Consider the following 18,640-nt stretch of genomic DNA (forward strand, 5'->3'; position numbering starts at 1 on the left):
TACGGAGTTGCTTACTGCCTCTGGGATCAATTTAGGAAATGGATTCATAATACAAATTCAACTGGACACTTACTTTTTGTTGATCAGCCCGCAACTTGGCTACCTTAACAATGTACCGATCCTGAAGAGTTTGATAATGAGCTAGCCGGATCAACTCGCCATATTTAGTTGCTTCTCTTCCTGTTGCCTGCTTAAGTAGGTTGCTCAGACGGGAAATATGGTACAGCAATAAGTCGATATGGGTCTGATAAATTACGAGCTGACGTTGTTGATAAACCACATAATCCCTACCCGGAAGGCTCACGGCTACCTGCCATTGCACCCGTAACCTATCCTCAACTGATTGACTCTCTGTCTCCTTAGAACGCTTTATGACCTGTTGGTTTTCAGATTCGGACACGGGGGGCGAAACGATATGGCTTTTATTACAGCTCATCAACAAGTGAACGAGTTGATTTTGCTGAGCGGAATCGAGCTGGTCGATGACGACAGAAGATACCGTAAATATGTATTTCTCCAGGAGTGTTTCAAACGTATCCGCTGCCTTTTCCATGGAGTTGATGCACGTTAATTAAGGTTAAATCGATACGCTTTATGGGCTGGGCTGATCCAGCAAAGGGCATCCTGAATGCGCTGGTTCAAGTCCTATATAAGCACCGTATGCTGCCGAAGTTGACTAACCATCAGTGGCGGAAAAATGGGAGACTGACCCATAGCTATCAACAAATTTACTGGTTTGTAGCCGTGAGCGAGTAGCTCAATTGCCAGTAGCCACTCCGCCAGAATTGGCTTGTAATTTTCTTCACCCGCCGAGTCCAAAGAAAAGTTGCGTTCGTTTCACCTTTACCCTAGTCCTTTAGAACGCTGGACTAACTGCTTAAATATTAAACAATAAAGTTAATTAACCTACCATTATCTCATAAATCCTCTAAATAAACCAATTTAATCAATAAAGTATTAGCTAAACAACCGGAGTGGAGTTACTAACTACCAGTTGGAATTTGGCTCCTACTTGCTAACGAGTACCGCCAGTTCGACTTTCAGGACGGCAAAATCGAATCCAGCAACTCAGTTACCGCTTCCAGTGAAACAGGCTTGACCAGATGCCCCGTAAAACCAGCTTCCCGACTCCGGCGTTTGTCGTCGGCTTGCCCATAACCGGTCAGAGCAATCAGAATCAAATCACGCCCCCAAGGCTGCTGGCGAATCAGACGCGCCGTTTCATAGCCATCCAGACCCGACATACCAATATCAAGCAGGATCACCTCCGGCTGCAGATGTTCAGCAGCCTCCAGCGCTTGCTGCCCATTATAGCGAACATCAACTTTGTAACCACTCATCTCCAGAAGCAAGGCGAACGTATCAGCCGCGTCGGGATTATCATCTACCACTAAAATCCGACGACCAGGGGAGGGTGATAGATTCGAGTCGGGGAGAATTGGCAGCGCTTGGGCAGATCCGGTAAAACCAGGTAAATAAACTAGAAATTCACTCCCCTTACCCAATCCATCACTTCGAACTTCTACCCGTCCACCATGCAGATCAACCAGGCGTTTGACCAGCGTTAGCCCAAGGCCCAATCCACCCTTGGAACGGGCCAGTGAATTGTCGACCTGTGCAAACAATTCGAAGATACGTTCCTGCTGATCAGCCGCCAGACCAATACCGTTATCACGCACCCGCAAGCGAACCTGGTTATCCACCAGAGCCAGATCGACCCAAACCTGCCCTCCTTCCAGCGTGTACCGGGCACCATTGGTAAGTAGATTGGTGATTACCTGTGTCAGGCGAGTGGCATCACCCAGTACCTGCAAAGGCTCGGTTGGCAAAACTACCGTCAATTCACGGGAAAGCGATTCATAAAGAGACTGTACGCTTTCGACAGCATGAGCCAATACTATTCCCAGATCGAGTAGCGCTGGCTGCAGCACGATTTTCCCCTGATTAATGCGACTCACATCCAGTAAATCATCCACCAAACGAACCAGATGATCCACCTGACGACTCATCACGGCAAGGACAGAGCTCATCGACTCATTTTGTTCTGCGTCTAGCGTCATCACTTGCAACGCATGCCGAACGGGGGCAAGTGGATTGCGTAGCTCATGAGCCAGCATGGCCAAAAATTCGTCTTTTCGTCGATCCGACTCCCGCAAGACTTCTTCGGTAGCTTTGCGCCGGGTAATATCACGGGCCACTGTAGAGACGCCAATAACCTGTCCAGAGGCATCCTTCACCGGCGAGAGGGCTACTTCCAGAGTCAATATCTGCCCGGTTTTGGTGATGTGAACCGTTTCAAAGCTATCCAGCTGCTGAGCTTGTTTTATCTTCTTTATATCGCCTATTACGTTGGCCAGACCCTGGGGCAGGGCAAGCTGGGTCAGCGGTTGACCAATGACTTCCTGCGATGAGTAGCCATAAAGCGCTTCTGACGCCTGGTTCCAACTGGTTATCAGACCCGCAAAATTAACAGTCAGTACCGATTCCTGGGATGATTCGACAATAGAGGCCAGAAAATAGTTAGCTTCTTCAGCTTTCTTACGTTGAGTGATGTCGACAAAGGTTAGCACCAGGCCATTGATCCGGTCGTCAGCGGTACGGTAAGGTATCATTCGCCCCATAAATATGCGCCCATCCTTGGTACCTACTTCTCGCTCAATAGGTTGGAGAGTGTCCAGTACCGATTCCGCATCGACCTGCCATTGAGGATAGTCGAGTCGACCGGTAATGTCGCTTAAAGGCCTCCCCGCATCGGTGGCAATCAAGTTAAAAATAGTCCGTGAAGCTGGCGTAAATAGGTTGACACGAAGGCTCCGATCCAGAAACAGGGTGGCAATATCAGTGGCATTGATCAAGTTCTGCAGGTTGTTACTGGCCAGCAAAAGCTCTTCTACTTTTATTTTTAGCTCCTGGTTTATGGTGGTGAGTTCTTCGTTGATCGATTGAAGTTCTTCCTTGCTGGTCTCTAACTCTTCGGCTGATGAACGTAATTCCTCGTTGATAGCCTGCAATTCTTCGTTGGCCGCTTTCAGTTCCTCTGCCTGCAGTTCATGCTGCTCGTTTGCCATCCGTAACTGCGTCTTGACTCGAATCAATTCTTCTTCCAGTTGATGAGCCATAGGCTCGATGGCAAAACGCTCACGGGTTGGTTCGCCTGATTCCTGGGTTGTCGGTTCAAAGAGAACCAACATAAACCCACGGGCTGGATTACCCTCCCCTAATACCGGACGAACATGGAGGGTAATCAGTTGATATTGGTTCCCTAAACGAACCGTAAGTTGGGGCACCACCACCGGGTTTCGCTGCTGAGCAGCCTGGTAGAAGGCAGACCGAAGTTCCAGACGCAGATCGGGCAGGATGAGTTGAAGTAGATTTTTGGACGGCTCGCCCCCCCCCCGATATGCAAGTACTGCCCCGCCCGCTCGGACAGGTGAAGGATATCAAAAGCCTCGTTGACCAGGATCGAGGGAGGGGCATATTGCTCAAGCACCTGGTGATGCAGTTCGCCATAACTCATGCGGCTGTGAACGGGATTCTCATTAGGATGGCTGGCACCTGACACCCGTTTCTGGATGGAGCCTACCCCAGCACTGCTCTCGGGCACAGGGTAGGTGCGGGTAACCACCGACCGACTTTGAAAGAGATGATGCTCTCGGTTGAAGGGGGCATACAGATCACCTTTCCCGTCGGTGCTCTCGGCCAGACCCAGCAGCAGATAGCCCCCAGGGTTAAGGGCAAAGTGAAACGTCTCCAGTGCCCGTTGCTGTGCCGTTTGATTGAAGTAAATGAGTAAATTTCGGCAGCTTACCAGATTCAGCCGGGAAAAGGGCGGGTCTTTGAGCACATTGTGGTGGGCAAATAACACCATATCCCGAATTTCGGGCCGAACGCGGTACTCCTCCCCCTCTTTGGTAAAAAAGCGACGGAGCCGTTCGGGTGAAACGTCGGCGGCATCATTGAGGGTATAAAGCCCTTCACGGGCGGTTGCCAGCGCCGTCTCATCCAGGTCAGTGGCGAAAATCTGTACCGTTGGCGCATCAACTACATCCAACGTCCGTTCAGCGCAAAGCATCGCCAGCGAATAGGCTTCTTCTCCCGTAGCACAGCCCGCCACCCAGATGCGCAGGGTATCGTCCTGGGTTTTGGCCTGGGTTAATAAAGGCATTAGCAGCAGCTCCAACGTGGTAAAGACGGATTTGTCTCGAAAAAAATTGGTAACCGAGATCAACAGATCTTTTAGAAGAGCCTGGATTTCCTCAGGATGCGCCCGCAGGAAGGTGACGTAAGCGGGCAGGTCGGTCAGGTTATGCACGTTGATGCGTCGCTCGATTCGCCTGAGCATCGTAGGGCGCTTGTAATTGGTAAAGTCGTGGCCAGTATGCACGCGGAGCTGCGTAAACACCTCCCGCAGAGCATGCTGGGGCTCGTCAGACCCAGGCTGGAGCCCTCCGGCGATAACCAGAGCTACCCAGTTGTGAGCATACGCCCGCAATCGGGCCGGAATCTCCTCGACAGGCAGGATATCATCCACCAGATCAGTCGCTATGGCATGGCGGGGCATCTCGTTGTAAGCGGCCTGACGGGGATTCTGTACAAAGACCGCTCCGCCCCGCTCCTTAATTCGCTTGAGGCCCATGGAGCCGTTGGCTCCCGTGCCCGAGAGAATTACCCCAATAGCCCGCTCCATGTGCGACTCGGCCAGGGTGCGAAAGAAAATATCCACCGGTGCCCGTCGGTCTTCGATCTGGGCATTGGGGAGCACCACCAAGTGCTCGTCATCCATTTGCAGATGCTTATCGGGGGGAACAACATAGACGTGATTAGCAAGGACCAGCACACGCTGCTCTACCTTATGAACCGGAATGCTGGTTACGCCTTGTAGGATTTGGGTCAATTGGGAGTCATAATCGGGCGAAAGGTGTAGAATCACTACGTAAGCCAGGCCCGAATCGGGGGTTACCTGCTTAAAAAACTGGGTCAGCGCTTCAACGCCCCCCGCAGAGGCTCCAATGCCTACAATGATTGTCTCTGACGGCGGGATCTGATCTGGTGTTTCTGGGGTTATTTTTTTCTTGCTCAAGAGGAAGGTGGTTTAGGTATGGAAGATTACAAAAGAGCGGAAAGGGCAGGCACAATACCGTCGGAACTGGTAGGTTGATCGTCGGGGGTTTCCGGTTTTAGCGCAGGCTGAATTCGTGCGGCCTGACGTAGCAACTCACTCCACTGTTGATCCACCTGAGCTAGCTGAAAATAAAGGGCCGCCTGCCTGGGTTTGTTAGCTGCAGCAAACTGGTCGCCAAGCTGATTGAGCAGTATAACCCGTTCATCCATACCCCGCAGAGCACTGTACAAACTCTCCTCAATTTTTCCGGTTACGCTGGCTAGCAGGGAATCGGCCGAATAAGCATGACCAGTATGGCAACGATAACGGACAAGTGATCCCTCCTCAATCTTTATCATCACCCCGTGACAGTCAGGACAGGCGTAAGCACTGAACTGACCAAATTGAGCCATTGTATTACCTAGTGCCGTGTCTTCAGCCGCGATGCGAATCTCTGTTTTCGTTTTTTTATCCTGATTTACAGGTATGGATGATGTCGGGTCAACCTCTTGCCCTACCAGTTGGACCAATAAAGTGGCTAATTGAGCGATGGGGGCAATTGCATCGATAGTTACCTGACGGATAGCACTTTCGGGCATGGCTGATACCGGAGCTTCCTTGGGGTCCTGCACCAGGGCCATGCCGCCATACTCCTTAATGGTCCATAAACCGGCCGTACCATCGTCGAGAGCACCGGACAAGATCACGCCGATGACTCGGTTGCCATAAGCATAGGCCGCTGAGCGAAACAGCGGATCGATGGCAGGACGAAAGCGATTTTCTTTGGGCCCATGGGTCAGGCGGACGTGGTCATTTTCCAGCAGCAAATGATGATCAGGTGGCGCGATATAAATGCGATTCATCCGAATGAGCTCGTTCGAAACAGCATGGGCAACGGGGAAAGTCGTTAGCTTACGGAGTGCCTGGGGCATGACCCCCTGAACCGTAGGTGCCATGTGCCAGACAATAAAAATGGCCGCGTCCAGATCAGGAGGCAAATGGGCGATGAGTTGTTGAATGGCCTCGAAGCCACCAGCCGATGCGCCTATGACAATAATATTTCGTTTTTCCATATCAAGGATGCAGTGTGGTCTGTCGGATCGGCTACTGGCAGGCTACTAACGCGGAGCTGAATGCGACTTGAGTCGAAGTGCTTGGTTAGGTGTGGACTTGCACTTACGAATATAGAGGAATTACCCTTGGTTATACTACCCAACCTATCCGGTAGTAGGCTCGGTTAATTTTTTATGCTTAGGTGGAAAACCTCCATCCTACACATTAGGTTAAAAAATCTTTCTCCAGCCCATTCACTAGTACTCTTCCAATTTAGATTCTAAAGAATCAACCGCACGGGCGAACCCGAGAATCTACTTTGTTAAAGTACTAGGCCGTTGAACAATTTAGTCAATCGAGAATATAGTTAGATCAAACGAATCGATGAAACATCTATTCCAAAGCCAATCAGAACGGCTGAACTACCTGGAACTGGTTTATAAACGACTGATTCAGAGAACTGAGGACGCAATAGTCATGTTGAATCAATTGGAGCAACGTCAACAAGAAAACCGTGAGAAATTAGCAGCAGTAAGACGGCAATGTGACGAGTTGCAGACAAAAATTGACGCCCAAAAACAGGCGTAAAAGAGGAAAGATTTGGTGTGACCAACCAGAACCATTGGTTTTCACTGGGTATTTGAAGCGGCACGAGGCTTGGTTAAGTTAATAGGTTACCAAGCCTCGTACGCTCTAAAAAGGAGCGTATACTACTATAACTAACAGGCCGCGGAGCGGTTGTATAACGCTGCAAAGTGATTGATAAGCTCGACGATTAAATTTCATTCCAGGAAAATTTACCCTGGAAATAAAGGTTTCAAATTGAAAATTGGAACTCCACCGATGTTTGATGACAGCTATTGCCTGGAAAGGTAAATAAGGGATCAAATTCTACTGCTTATCTGAAGACGAAACTAACGCGTTTCGCTGCTGATCGATTGCCTGAAGCAAGTTGGCATACGGAGCATTAAATTTCTGGATGCCCTCGTCTTCCAATTGCTGAGCTATCTCATTCAGATCAATACCTGCCAGTTGAACCCGCTCCAGTACCTGCGTAGCCTCTTCGTCATGGCTCGTTAGGCTTAGGGCAGCCTGACCATGATCCCGAAAGGCGTTCAGCGTATCCATGGGTACAGTATTGACTGTTTTAGGTCCAATAAGAGCCTCCATGTATTTAACATCTGAAAAAGCCGGGTCTTTGGTTCCTGTACTAGCCCAGAGCAACCGTTGCGGAACTGCCCCTGCGTCGGCTAATTTTTTAAACCGCTCGCTGCTGAATAGCTGACCGTAACTGGCATAGGCTCGTTTGGCTAAGGCTATGGCCACTTCGCCCGTCAATTCAGTCAGATCCTGCTCCTTTAGCAGGGGGTCAACCAGCGTGTCAATTCGACTGATGAAAAAACTAGCTACAGATGCCAGCTGGTCGATGGGCTGGCCTGCCTGCAGACGATCTTCCAAACCAGCGATGTAGGCTTCGGCAACAGCTCTATAGCGATCCAGCCCAAACAACAGGGTTACGTTGATATTAATACCTTCGCTAATTGCCTGCCGAATAGCCGGTAGACAAGCCTCGGTGCCCGGTATTTTGATCATAACGTTGGGCCGGTTTACTGCCTGCCACAAGAATCGCGCCTGCTGAATGGTTTTTTCGGCATCAAGGGCAAAATAGGGTGATACTTCCAGGCTCACAAAGCCATCAGCACCACTTATTTTGTCGTCATATACAGGTGCAAACAAGTCCGCTGCACGCTGAATATCGACCACGGCGACCCCGTAGAAAATGGCTTCGTTCGACTGCTCTGTCTGCGCAAGGCGTTTTATGTCCTCGTCATAATCCTGACTACTGCTAATGGCTTTCTCAAAAATGGCCGGATTCGATGTTAACCCCCGAATACCATCTTCCTGAATAAGGGTTTGCAGAGCGCCTGTATTCATTAATTGACGGTCAATAAAGTCAAGCCAGATGCTTTGGCCCAGTTCGTGTATTTGTTTAACCCGGTTCATAAAACTGTTGAGTAATAGTATGTTAATCATTAGGCTGGTTGATGCTAACCAGGGAGAAGCGAATAGGACAGTATGTTCAAAAGGTGAACGCTTTGCGTTTTTCAAACAAGAAGCTCGAACAAAGGACTTTCGTTGCATTGACGACAAATCTATTCCTCCTTCTATAGGCAATCTATGATGGTTGTCATCTGCCCTTATGATGCTTATTTTGGCAGGCAATACTTGGCCGAAAGCTTTGACAATCAATCCCCCCGCTCCGATTCCTATGGATTAAGCAAGGGCTGGCCTATAGTTTTGTCATATTTTCACCCCGACTCACAATGGTACAGGCCCGATGGATGAGCCGCACGGGCGGCCCTGTTGTTTCGCCCACAAAAAAACCGGGAGAAAATCCCCCGGTCTTTTATCAATCGAACCAAATAAAAACTCAATAGTCAACCTTATTCCATGACCATTTCGGTATGAGCAGGCGCTTCGATTTTCTTACCGACAAACAGCAATAGTAACGGTACACAGACCAGGAAGAAAGCCCCGATCACCAAGAAGGTATCGGCATAGGTCATGACCAATGCCTGCCGCATAACCGCTCCCTGCATCATACCATAGGCTTTGCCGGTAGCTGCCATCAGGGCATCCCCTTTTGAGAGAAACAGCCCTGTAAATTGCTTGATTCGGTCGACTGATAGTGGGTTATATATCGAGATATTATCTGACAAACGCGACGCATGAAACACGGTGCGTGTCGAGATATAGGTCGTCATGATAGCCGTACCGAATGTACCACCTAACTGACGAATCATACCCGTAAGCGCCGACCCCTGAGGAATGTCGATATTTTTCAAATCAGCCAGCGTAACTGTGGTCAACGGTATGAAAATCAGACCCATACCAACACCACGAATAATCAACGGCCAGAAGAAATCATCGGGACCAGCCACGAGGTTAATCGTCGACAAATCGAAACAGAAGCCGAAGAACATTAGAAAACCAATAGCTGCATACCAGATGGGCGAAATGAAATTCTTACCCATCAGTCCACCCACAATCGGCATCATTATGCCCGTCATAATGGAACCAGGCATTAGCAATAAACCTGTTTGACTAGCGGTAAAGCCCAAGATTGTCTGGCAGAAAACAGGAATAATAAAGACGGATGCAAACAGACCAAAACCCAGGATGAAATTGAACAGGGTTCCTACCGCAAAGCGACGCTGGCGTAATAATCGGAGGTTCAGAATGGGTATTTTAACGGATAACTGACGCCAGATAAAGCCGATCAGTCCAACAACTGCAGCAATAGACATGCCTACAATGAAGGTCGAATCGAACCAGTCTTTTTCTTCACCTTTTTCCAGGATGATCTGTAAACCACCGATACCCATCGTCAACAGGATCAAGGCGAGCCAGTCCATCTTACCCGCGGCTATCTTCTCGGCTGGTTCCTTGATGTAAGTGTACGTCAGGAACGTAGCTAGAATCCCAAAGGGAATGTTAATATAAAATACCCAGTTCCACGACAGATTATCGGTGATATATCCACCAAGAGTTGGGCCAATGGATGGGCCAATAATTACCCCCACCCCGAAAATGGCGTTGGCAATGCCTAATTGCTCTTTCGGGAAGGTCTGAATCAGAATGGATTGGGCCGTGGTCAATAAACCACCTCCACCAATGCCCTGTACAACCCGGAAAAATACCAGCTCCCACACGTTCGTCGACGTACCACAGAATATCGACGCAATGGTGAACATAACGATCGACGCAGCAAAGTAATTCCGACGCCCAAGTTTGGCCGTTAACCAGCCCGACATGGTAATCATAACCGCACTGGCGGCTGCATAGCCCGTAACAACCCAGCTAATATCCCCCAGCGATGCACCAAGGTTACCCATCATCTGGTTCAACGTCACGTTAACAATCGACGAGTCGATGGTTTGCAGCAGGGCGGCCGTCGTTACTGTTATAACAACGATCCATTTTTCAAAACCTAATTTCATAACCTAGAAAATTAATGGATAATGAATAATGAATAATGTAGAATGCTAGCCTACTCAAAACGAGCACTTTGCTTGCAATGTATTACCGTTATTCATTCTACATTATTCATTATCCATTAATTTATTTACCCTGCAAATCCACGGCCACTGTTGCGCTCATGCCTGGACGAAGCTTCGCATACAATGGGCTGTTTTTATCCAGATCGATACGAACTGGAATCCGTTGCACTACTTTCACGTAGTTACCCGTTGCATTGTCAGGAGGCAGCAGGGAGAATTTAGCACCCGTTGCCCCAGCAAATGAGCCAACATGGCCAATCAGTTTTTCGCCTTCGAACGCATCCACATCAATGTCAACCGTTTGACCAGGTTGCATTTGCTTTAACTGTGTTTCTTTGAAGTTTGCGGTCACCCACAACGAAGAGTTACCAACAATTGAGCAAAGGGCCTGTCCAGCCTGAACCAGTTGACCAACTTGCACTGAACGCTTCGAAACAACGCCCGAAGCAGGGGCCAACACAACCGTGTAGGATAGTTGTAACTTAGCCAAATCCAGGTCCGTCTGACGCTGTTTAATAGCCGCTTGCGCTACCGTAATCTGGCCTTCGGTTGCTTTACGTTGCGAACTCGTTACGCCCGTTTGTGTACCTGCTGCATTTACCTGTGATTGCGCTGTTTGTAACTGAGCCTGAGCCGCTTGTACTTGTGCCTGAGCCGCATCGCGTTCGGCCTGAATGGCATCAAACTGCTGTTGTGGGACGGTTTTCTCAGCCAGCAATCGGCTGTAGCGGTCAAAATCAAGACTCGCTTTACGAGCACGAACCTGAGCTGCTACTAAATTAGCCTGAGCAGTAGCAACTTGGTTACGAGCCGTTTGCACACCTGCCTGCGAGCTTTGTACACTGGCCGATGCAACACTTACCTGCGTACGTGAAACCCGGTCGGCAGCCATCGCACTTTGTATAGCGGCTTCAGCCTGAGCGACCCGAATACGATAATCAGCGTCATCTAATACGATCAGTGTATCACCTTCTTTCACAAACTGATTGTCTTGGAAGCGAATAGCTTTCACATACCCACTTGCTTTCGGAATAACTGGATTTACATCACCGTCGATCTGGGCATCATCGGTTGTTTCATGACGTTGCAGGTACTTAAATTCGCTGTACCCAAAGAAGAGAGCTACGGCCAGAATGATGACGCCCCCTATACGGAATAAAGTTTTCTTGTCCATGATTTTTACTAAAGAAGAATGAACAATGTAAAATGGATAATGTACACTAAAGGATAATTACGGAGTGTGTCCTTCATTATTCATTTTACATTGTTCATTATACATTAAATTAATTGAGGTTATTACCCGTAGCTTTCAACAGGCGCTGATAGGCTAGTTGTGCATCTACAGTTGCATTGATTACATTAAGTTGAGCCTGAAGCAGAAAGCTATCGGCCTCCAGCAAATCGGTTGAGCCAACCAGTCCATTCCGGAAACGGGACTCCGTCAGACGATAGTTTTCCTGTGCCTGACCTACCGCAGTGCGAATCACATTTTGCTGTTCCAGAGCCAGTTGATAGTTGTTGTAGGCCGTTACGACCTCTGACCGAATCTGATCATTTTGTTGCTGACCTTGTAAGCTAGCCTGATCGATGGCCGTTTGAGCGCTGTGTACTTTGCCCTTCATGTTATACAAAGAGCCGATATTGTACGAAAGCCCCAGACCCACATTCCAGGCACTGATGAATGAACTCGCTTCTGGAATAACGCGGGCGGTTGGATTAATGTAGTTGTAGCCTAATGATGCCCCCAGGTGCGGATACATAACACTTTTGGTATTTCGCAACAACTCCTGCGCCGATTGAACTCGTAACGCATTGGCTTCTACTTCGGGGCGAGTCTGTACCGCTTTATCTATAAATGAACCGAGCGGCTCAGCTACTGTAGCCGGATTGGCAAGAACAGTATCAACAGCAATCACCTGCGATTCGGGCAAACCCACCAGCAGATTAAAGTTATACAGGGCCGTCTGGCGGGCTTTCTCAACCTGTAAGCGGCTCAGTTGCAGGTTATTTTTCTGTAACTGAATCTTTAATACTTCGTTGGCCGTTACTACGCCCTCTTTCTGGAGATTTTGAGCTTCGCGTTCTTTCTCATCGAACTGTTTGATACTCTGTTCAATTACACCAATCGAACGAACCAGTTTGACAATGTTATAGTAAGCATCCGATACCGTGTAAACCAGCTCTGACCGGTTGCGCTTGGCATCCAGATGGCTGGCCTTTGCCAACAGCTCAGCTGATTTCTCAGCCGATTTTTCGGCAAATCCACCAAAAATCGTCTTACTGATCGTAGCGCCACCCATCGTTGCATTGAATGCCCCGGCTGGAATAGTCAACAACGATTTTCCATCCGCATCTTTTCCAAACGAAAACGGGCCCGTCAGACTATAACGAGAATAGGCCAATGATGCATTCGCTGTTGGCAGGCTACGATCCTTAGCTTCCTGCAAACGCGACTCAGCCGATTCGGTGCGCAAATCAGCCAGTTTAATTCCCTTGTTGTTTTGCAAAGCCAATTGAATGGCTTTGTCCAGTGGCATGACCGCCGGTGCTGACTGGGCTTTCACCCATCCCAGACTCAGTACCCATAGCCCTGCTCCTATTATGTACTTTTTCATTTTACTGATTGATTTCTAATTTTTTCCAGGAGTGTGTTCATCGTGCTTACTTCTTCATCGGTCAGATGACTGACGATCGACTCAAAATTGCTGAACTCTACAGCTACAGTTTCGACAAATCGATAAGACTCTTCCGTCAGTCGTAAATTGACTTTCCGCCGATTTTGAGGATCTATCTCGCGAACGATCAGATTTTTTGCCACTAACCGGTCAGTCAATCGGGTCATATCAGAATTGATATCGGTCATTTTTTCCTTCAGTTCCCCGGCTGTCAAACTATTCGGATAAACCTCCGACAGACGGCGTAAGGTGACGTATTGCTGAACCGACAAATCGAAGGGAGCTAGCTTTTGTCCAAAGTAGTTGAAGATGTAGCTATCCGTTTGATGCAGATTCTTGATTAGTCGGTGGTATTCGTTTACTAAGTGCTCTTTCATGTGTCATTGGCCGTGTCAAAGGTATAACCAATATTTGTTTAAACAAATTTCGTTTAAACGATAGAATTTTACCATGAAAGCCTGTTTCTAGCGTCTGCAAAAGGAATTAGCTTTTATTAATCCAATAAAATCTCTGCATTAGAATAATACAATTGGATTTCTGAATCGAATGGCTCTTGTATTAACCCAAATGCTATTGCGCAGAACTCAATTTTTAATCTTTTTTTAACCTTAGGTTCTCTAAATTGTATCCCGGAAGCTGACTGATTAGCCTCTTCTATTCCTCTTTAAACACCAGACTTTATGATTGATGATATACTCGTATCTCCCAGGCCTCCACGACTAGTCAGCTTGAGTGACAAAGCCATACGCTGGTCAGGTCTGTTGCTTGTCACGACGGTTTGGGGTAGTGCAGCGCTATTCGGCTTGTATATTCTGGCTTTTTACGCATCCGCACTATATGAAGGTCAGGCAGAGCGCTGGAACCAGATGTTACCCCGACTATATGAGTCAAACACAACTACAGCAACCACCGGAATCGGTCTTCATTTTGCCGCAGGTGGGATTATTCTTATTCTCGGAAGTATTCAGCTTATCGATTCAGTCAGGGTGCGCTATCCAGCTATACACCGCTGGATTGGGCGTGTGTATATTGTTGCCTGCCTACTGGCAGCCATTGGCGGGTTGGCCTTTATTTTAGCGAAAGGCACTATAGGCGGATCAATAATGAGCCTTGGATTCGGACTCTATGGTGTACTCATGTTTATAGCAGCTATAGCGACGTATCGGCAGGCGATAGCCAAAAATCTGGACAAACATCGGATGTGGGCGCTACGCCTATACGCACTGGCTATTGGCTCGTGGTTGTATCGAATGGATTATGGATTCTGGCTACTCCTCACCGATGGACTGGGTCATACCAAAGCCTTTAGTGGGCCTTTTGACCGGGTAATGGATTTCTTCTTCTACATTCCCAACTTATTGGTCGTTGAAGTTTTCGTTCGGGCAGGATCATACAAAGCGTCGCCAACGCTTAAGCTGTCGGCTTCGTTTATCCTACTCTTCGCAACTAGCTTTTTACTTCTGGGCACCTATTTTTTCACCCTATATTATTGGGGGCCAGCGATTATGAAGTGGGTATCGGTGAGTTGATTGTATTTGGGATAGAAGTAAGAGGCCATGTTTATACAATTTTGTATATATACAGAACTGTATACAAAAAAAGCCTCATTGCTGAGGCTTTTGACAGGAGAACTTTTAATAGCCCACTGCTTTAGCAGTGGGCTAAACTCTACTTAATCTCGCCAACCATATCCTCTGGCTTCACCCATTCATTAAACTCGTCTTCGGTCAGATAGCCAAGTTTCAGGGCAGTTTCTTTCAGGGTCGAACCGGTTTTGTGAGCGGTCTGAGCAATTTCGGCGGCTTTGTAATAGCCAATTTTGGTATTCAAAGCCGTTACCAGCATCAGTGACGAATCGACGTGTTTTTTGATGTTGGCTTCAATCGGTTCGATGCCTTCCGCACACTTATCGTTGAATGATACGCAAACGTCGCCAATCAGTCGGGCCGAGTGCAGAAAGTTGTAAATCATGACCGGCTTGAACACGTTCAGCTCAAAATGCCCCATAGCACCACCAAAGTTGATGGCTACGTCGTTGCCCATCACTTGCGCAGCCACCATGGTCATGGCTTCACACTGGGTTGGGTTCACTTTACCCGGCATGATCGACGAACCAGGTTCGTTATCCGGAATATGTAATTCACCAATTCCCGCACGCGGACCGCTCGACAACATCCGAATATCGTTACCAATTTTCATCAGGCTAGCCGCTACGGTTTTCAACGCGCCGTGTGCTTCAACAATAGCATCGTGGGCTGCTAGGGCCTCAAATTTATTTTCGGCTGTAATGAATGGTAGGCCCGTTACCGTAGCAATGTGTTTGGCCACATTCTCCGAGTAATTCGGGGGCGTATTGATACCGGTTCCAACGGCGGTTCCGCCCAAAGCCAGTTCGCTCAGGTGAGCCAGTGAGTTATTGATAGCCCGTAGACCGTGGTCAAGTTGCGACACATAACCAGAGAACTCCTGCCCAACCGTCAACGGCGTGGCATCCATGAAGTGTGTCCGGCCTATTTTAACAATGTGCATGAACTGCTTCGACTTGGCTGCCAGCGTATCACGCAGCTTGGTGATGCCGGGAATCGTTACGTCGAGCAGGATTTTGTAGGCGGCAATGTGCATAGCTGTCGGAAACGTATCGTTACTCGACTGCGACTTGTTCACATCATCGTTAGGGTGCAGGAACTTCTTCTCGTCTGTCAACTGACCGCCATGCAACACATGCCCACGATAAGCTACCACTTCATTAACGTTCATGTTCGATTGTGTTCCCGAACCCGTTTGCCAAACAACCAGCGGGAATTGATCATCCAGTTTACCTTCCAGAATCTCGTCGCAAGCCTGACCGATCAGGTCACTTTTTTCTTGTGGTAGCACGCCCGCATCGAGGTTGGTCAACGCAGCCGCTTTTTTAAGGTATGCAAATGCCCGAATAATTTCGCGAGGCATTTTGTTGATGTCCTGAGCTATTTTGAAATTTTCGATCGAGCGCTGGGTTTGGGCGCCCCAATAAACGTTAGCCGGTACTTGTACCTGGCCCATCGTGTCTTTTTCGATACGGTATTCCATGAATAAATGAGCGAATTAGTGAATGAGTGATTGAGTGAATGAGGAATGAAGCCTATTCGCTCAATCACTCATTCATTAATTCACTCATTATGTTTTCTGCAAAGGTAGGTCGGCGCGTGTGTTTTTACCATACTCTTAACGAGGTTTCCATGCTGTTTTGCGCATCTTTAAACCGCTTGCCATTGATATATCTATCTTACTTACTGTTTCTTAATCGGCCGATTAATCCAATTTTGTAACATTTTAGTACAGGCTGAGTTCAGTAGTATAATTCACCTAATTTCAACGTTAAGAAAATACGATCATGGGAAATCTCCTGTACACCATTGCAGTAGTACTGATTATTATCTGGCTTCTGGGCTTTTTAGGATTTGGCAGTTTTGGTATGGGTGGGCTTATTCACGTTCTGTTGGTCATTGCCGTCATTATGATTATACTACGCCTGATTCAGGGCCGAAGTGTATAAACGGAATTCGTTCGTTTATCAACAACGCCAACTCATAAATGAGTTGGCGTTGTTGTTTGTACAGTCCAGAATCGAACAGTTACTTAAACACAAAGCTGGCGTTGATGAAATTTGTCCGTATAAGCCTGCAAGTCCTTTTTAAATCAAGCCAATGAATAACTTAATTTTCAAACATGGGCCGTTGAAATGAAGGCCGAACGATAAATCTTCGGCCAAATCAAAAATTTATGAAAGAACGTGGGTTACTTTTTTCATTTCAGCGAATTAATAACAAAACGATCTGACTAATTCAAATTCATCGCAACCATGGCAAAATCTGCTTTCTTCCTTCTCTCCATGATGGCTTTAGCAACAGCTTGCTCAAGCACGAAAACCGAAACCACCGAAACAGCAACGACGGTAACGGATTCGACATCAATGACGAGCGATTCTACAAAAACGGACTCGACATCGACCATGTCGGCTGATACAACCAAGAAAGATTCGATTAAATAATTGCTCATAACAAGCAATTAGCAACCAAAAAGGCCTTCTGTTCAGAAGGCCTTTTTGGTTATAACGACATTGACTAAAATTTACTGACTTACTGGTCAATCAACGAAAAAGTGGAGAAACGATTTTTTTTCGAGGCTCCGCATGTCTAGCTGCAGTAGAAGGCCAATTTTTCCGCAAACCAATGTAGACACCCGTTGAATTTGGCAATAATGATCCTAGATCTGTAGCGACCGAAGCGTTTACATCAGTAGGTCCTAATAAAGGCAGCTCCAATTGGGCATTCACTTTCAATAGACCAGAAAATTGATTCGGAGAGCCGGGTAGTGGCGTAACATAGGTACCCATATTATGGCTGTATGACAATTTGGTTTGCCAATTAACTTTCTCACCAGCCGTCCCACTTAATCCTATATGAAGGACAGAAACCCGGTTATTAACGATAGGGCCATAAGGAATGCCTGGTCGAATATCACCTTCAGGCGTCAGGAAAGGAGTTCCTATCGTATGCGCATGAGTCGTCCAGCCATCAATGAATTGGGAACTGTTAAAGTAATTCACCCGGCCTTGTAAATGTGAAACGCCGAGAACGAACACATCTCCTCCCTGATCGGCCGTATACAAAAATTCAACTAAGCCGCGATCAACCGAAATAAAGCCTGTCCCTTTTGTTTTCCGGCGAATACTCAGGCCATTTAATCCATCTGCTATGGTTGTGAGGTAAAAAAGAGCCCCTGTATCGTATGGATTTTGGCGATAAACCAAAATAGTAGAATTGCCAACATCAAATTCTGCACCCAAATCCAGCGAACCGAGGTGATTGCCAATACGATTCAATTCATCGATTGAGGCAACATTACCATCTACATTTGAACCAGGATAGGCCAGACCTGTTATTGCATAAAGGTATGCTTTAAAGTTCGATGGTAAATGGCCATTATTCGACACATCTGGACCTAAGTAAGGTGAATAACCTCCCCAAACAACCTGGTGATTAAAGCCCGCATAGAGCCGAAATGACGCTGTTGGTTTACCCAAACGAACGTACAAAGTAGACTGATTCAAATACGTATTAATAACCTTTCGATTCGCATTTTCAAAAATGGCATTCCCAAACGAAGCATTGATACTAACAAACCCTTTAGTAAATGGTAAAGGAGCATAGCCTCGGGTACCGAATTGAATAGTAGGCAGTGGTAAGGCATTACCCGACATGGCATACGATCCCGAAGTAAGTAGTGTATCCACTAAGCCGACAATGTTTTTTCGACGCCCAGCATACACTTCCAATTGTCGCCAACGAGCTTTAATGTACGCCTGAGGGAGAATTACCTGCTGGTTTAACGACCCAACATTGCCGACAACCTCTAGTCCATACCCCCAATCAACTTTCCGGGAATGTTGCGGGCGATAATCAGATGATAAACCAATTCGTACAGTCCCAAATGAGCCTGCTAACGGAACAGTTCCATATTGATTAGCTCGTTGCCAGAACGGCACGCTTGGGCCAGAAGCCACTAAAGCGCCAATCTCCGCAAAAGCTTGAGTTGGCTTCGCCAGAGAATCTTGTTGGCCAAACGCTTGGGAGAACGAAACAAATACCCATAAAACAATCAGCCAAAGGGTTGCAAAACGCATCAGGAAAGATTTTATCGAGCAAAAATACCTAGTCTGGCGAAAATAAACACGAAATACCAGCTAAAGGGAAAAGAATTGATTTTCC

Annotated in this window: 16 protein-coding genes; 4 read left to right on the forward strand and 12 right to left on the reverse strand. The window is 47.5% G+C overall.

The genetic code is table 11. The annotated features are described in order from the left end of the window. Positions 1–31: 31 nt before the first annotated feature. The 5 genes from H3H32_RS15765 to H3H32_RS15795 all read right to left on the reverse strand — a co-directional run bounded on the left by H3H32_RS15765 (position 32) and on the right by H3H32_RS15795 (position 6,174). On the reverse strand, positions 32–553 hold the full coding sequence (locus tag H3H32_RS15765) for a hypothetical protein (RefSeq protein ID WP_182463604.1): 522 nt from the start codon (positions 551–553) through the stop codon (positions 32–34). A gap of 92 nt (positions 554–645) precedes the next feature. Further along, a complete protein-coding gene (locus H3H32_RS15770; protein WP_182463605.1) occupies positions 646–819 on the reverse strand; it encodes a hypothetical protein in 174 nt (57 codons plus the stop codon). A gap of 221 nt (positions 820–1,040) precedes the next feature. After that, a complete protein-coding gene (locus H3H32_RS37160) occupies positions 1,041–3,287 on the reverse strand; it encodes a PAS domain-containing protein (protein WP_220472645.1) in 2,247 nt (748 codons plus the stop codon). Further along, on the reverse strand, positions 3,263–5,080 hold the full coding sequence (locus tag H3H32_RS15790) for a chemotaxis protein CheB (RefSeq protein WP_220472646.1): 1,818 nt from the start codon (positions 5,078–5,080) through the stop codon (positions 3,263–3,265). The genes H3H32_RS37160 and H3H32_RS15790 overlap by 25 nt, the downstream gene beginning before the upstream one ends. A 26-nt stretch (positions 5,081–5,106) precedes the next feature. Next, the gene (locus H3H32_RS15795) at positions 5,107–6,174 is read right to left on the reverse strand and encodes a chemotaxis protein CheB (RefSeq protein WP_182463606.1); all 1,068 of its coding nucleotides are present in this window, start codon (positions 6,172–6,174) and stop codon (positions 5,107–5,109) included. A gap of 364 nt (positions 6,175–6,538) precedes the next feature. Between H3H32_RS15795 and H3H32_RS15800 the strand changes: the two genes are divergently transcribed. Next, positions 6,539–6,742, forward strand: coding sequence for a hypothetical protein (locus H3H32_RS15800; protein ID WP_182463607.1), 204 nt, complete (start codon positions 6,539–6,541; stop codon positions 6,740–6,742). A gap of 303 nt (positions 6,743–7,045) precedes the next feature. Here the strand turns inward: H3H32_RS15800 and tal are convergent, their stop codons facing one another. The 5 genes from tal to H3H32_RS15825 form a co-directional block, all read right to left on the reverse strand. Beyond that, positions 7,046–8,188, reverse strand: coding sequence for a transaldolase (gene tal / locus H3H32_RS15805; RefSeq protein ID WP_240543791.1), 1,143 nt, complete (start codon positions 8,186–8,188; stop codon positions 7,046–7,048). A gap of 410 nt (positions 8,189–8,598) precedes the next feature. Beyond that, positions 8,599–10,155 (reverse strand): DHA2 family efflux MFS transporter permease subunit, encoded by a 1,557-nt coding sequence (locus H3H32_RS15810; RefSeq protein WP_182463608.1) that lies wholly within the window; start codon positions 10,153–10,155, stop codon positions 8,599–8,601. A gap of 121 nt (positions 10,156–10,276) precedes the next feature. Further along, positions 10,277–11,389 (reverse strand): HlyD family secretion protein, encoded by a 1,113-nt coding sequence (locus H3H32_RS15815; protein ID WP_182463609.1) that lies wholly within the window; start codon positions 11,387–11,389, stop codon positions 10,277–10,279. 109 nt (positions 11,390–11,498) lie between these two features. Then, positions 11,499–12,830: a TolC family protein gene (locus tag H3H32_RS15820; protein ID WP_182463610.1), complete on the reverse strand. Its 1,332-nt coding sequence runs from the start codon at positions 12,828–12,830 to the stop codon at positions 11,499–11,501. Beyond that, a complete protein-coding gene (locus tag H3H32_RS15825; protein ID WP_182463611.1) occupies positions 12,827–13,267 on the reverse strand; it encodes a MarR family winged helix-turn-helix transcriptional regulator in 441 nt (146 codons plus the stop codon). Before H3H32_RS15825 ends, H3H32_RS15820 begins: the two co-directional genes overlap by 4 nt. A 303-nt stretch (positions 13,268–13,570) precedes the next feature. Between H3H32_RS15825 and H3H32_RS15830 the strand changes: the two genes are divergently transcribed. Beyond that, positions 13,571–14,419 carry a DUF2306 domain-containing protein gene (locus H3H32_RS15830; protein WP_182463612.1) on the forward strand — a complete coding sequence of 283 codons (849 nt, stop codon included), beginning with the start codon at positions 13,571–13,573 and terminating at the stop codon, positions 14,417–14,419. A gap of 139 nt (positions 14,420–14,558) precedes the next feature. Here H3H32_RS15830 and fumC read toward each other — a convergent pair whose 3' ends face one another. Next, positions 14,559–15,959, reverse strand: a complete 1,401-nt coding sequence (gene fumC / locus H3H32_RS15835) for a class II fumarate hydratase (protein WP_182463613.1) — start codon at positions 15,957–15,959, stop codon at positions 14,559–14,561. A gap of 304 nt (positions 15,960–16,263) precedes the next feature. Between fumC and H3H32_RS15840 the strand changes: the two genes are divergently transcribed. Together H3H32_RS15840 and H3H32_RS15845 are read left to right on the forward strand one after the other, a co-directional pair. Beyond that, entirely contained in the window at positions 16,264–16,425 is a 162-nt protein-coding gene (locus H3H32_RS15840; RefSeq protein ID WP_111341267.1) for a lmo0937 family membrane protein, read from the forward strand. A gap of 306 nt (positions 16,426–16,731) precedes the next feature. Continuing rightward, positions 16,732–16,920 (forward strand): hypothetical protein, encoded by a 189-nt coding sequence (locus H3H32_RS15845; protein ID WP_182463614.1) that lies wholly within the window; start codon positions 16,732–16,734, stop codon positions 16,918–16,920. Positions 16,921–17,019: 99 nt separating this feature from the next. Here the strand turns inward: H3H32_RS15845 and H3H32_RS15850 are convergent, their stop codons facing one another. Further along, positions 17,020–18,555, reverse strand: a complete 1,536-nt coding sequence (locus tag H3H32_RS15850) for a capsule assembly Wzi family protein (protein ID WP_182463615.1) — start codon at positions 18,553–18,555, stop codon at positions 17,020–17,022. Between the last annotated feature and the right edge of the window lie 85 nt (positions 18,556–18,640).

It is taken from the genome of Spirosoma foliorum (assembly GCF_014117325.1).
Classification (GTDB): Bacteria; Bacteroidota; Bacteroidia; order Cytophagales; family Spirosomataceae; genus Spirosoma; species Spirosoma foliorum.

Bases quoted from the DNA above. Each gene is read 5' to 3' on its own strand.
- H3H32_RS15765 (WP_182463604.1), bottom strand. From the start codon at position 553: ATGGAAAAGGCAGCGGATACGTTTGAAACACTCCTGGAGAAATACATA.
- H3H32_RS15795 (WP_182463606.1), bottom strand. From the start codon at position 6,174: ATGGAAAAACGAAATATTATTGTCATAGGCGCATCGGCTGGTGGCTTC.
- H3H32_RS15800 (WP_182463607.1), top strand. From the start codon at position 6,539: ATGAAACATCTATTCCAAAGCCAATCAGAACGGCTGAACTACCTGGAA.
- tal (WP_240543791.1), bottom strand. From the start codon at position 8,188: ATGATTAACATACTATTACTCAACAGTTTTATGAACCGGGTTAAACAA.
- H3H32_RS15810 (WP_182463608.1), bottom strand. From the start codon at position 10,155: ATGAAATTAGGTTTTGAAAAATGGATCGTTGTTATAACAGTAACGACG.
- H3H32_RS15815 (WP_182463609.1), bottom strand. From the start codon at position 11,389: ATGGACAAGAAAACTTTATTCCGTATAGGGGGCGTCATCATTCTGGCC.
- H3H32_RS15820 (WP_182463610.1), bottom strand. From the start codon at position 12,830: ATGAAAAAGTACATAATAGGAGCAGGGCTATGGGTACTGAGTCTGGGA.
- H3H32_RS15825 (WP_182463611.1), bottom strand. From the start codon at position 13,267: ATGAAAGAGCACTTAGTAAACGAATACCACCGACTAATCAAGAATCTG.
- H3H32_RS15830 (WP_182463612.1), top strand. From the start codon at position 13,571: ATGATTGATGATATACTCGTATCTCCCAGGCCTCCACGACTAGTCAGC.
- fumC (WP_182463613.1), bottom strand. From the start codon at position 15,959: ATGGAATACCGTATCGAAAAAGACACGATGGGCCAGGTACAAGTACCG.
- H3H32_RS15840 (WP_111341267.1), top strand. From the start codon at position 16,264: ATGGGAAATCTCCTGTACACCATTGCAGTAGTACTGATTATTATCTGG.
- H3H32_RS15845 (WP_182463614.1), top strand. From the start codon at position 16,732: ATGGCAAAATCTGCTTTCTTCCTTCTCTCCATGATGGCTTTAGCAACA.
- H3H32_RS15850 (WP_182463615.1), bottom strand. From the start codon at position 18,555: ATGCGTTTTGCAACCCTTTGGCTGATTGTTTTATGGGTATTTGTTTCG.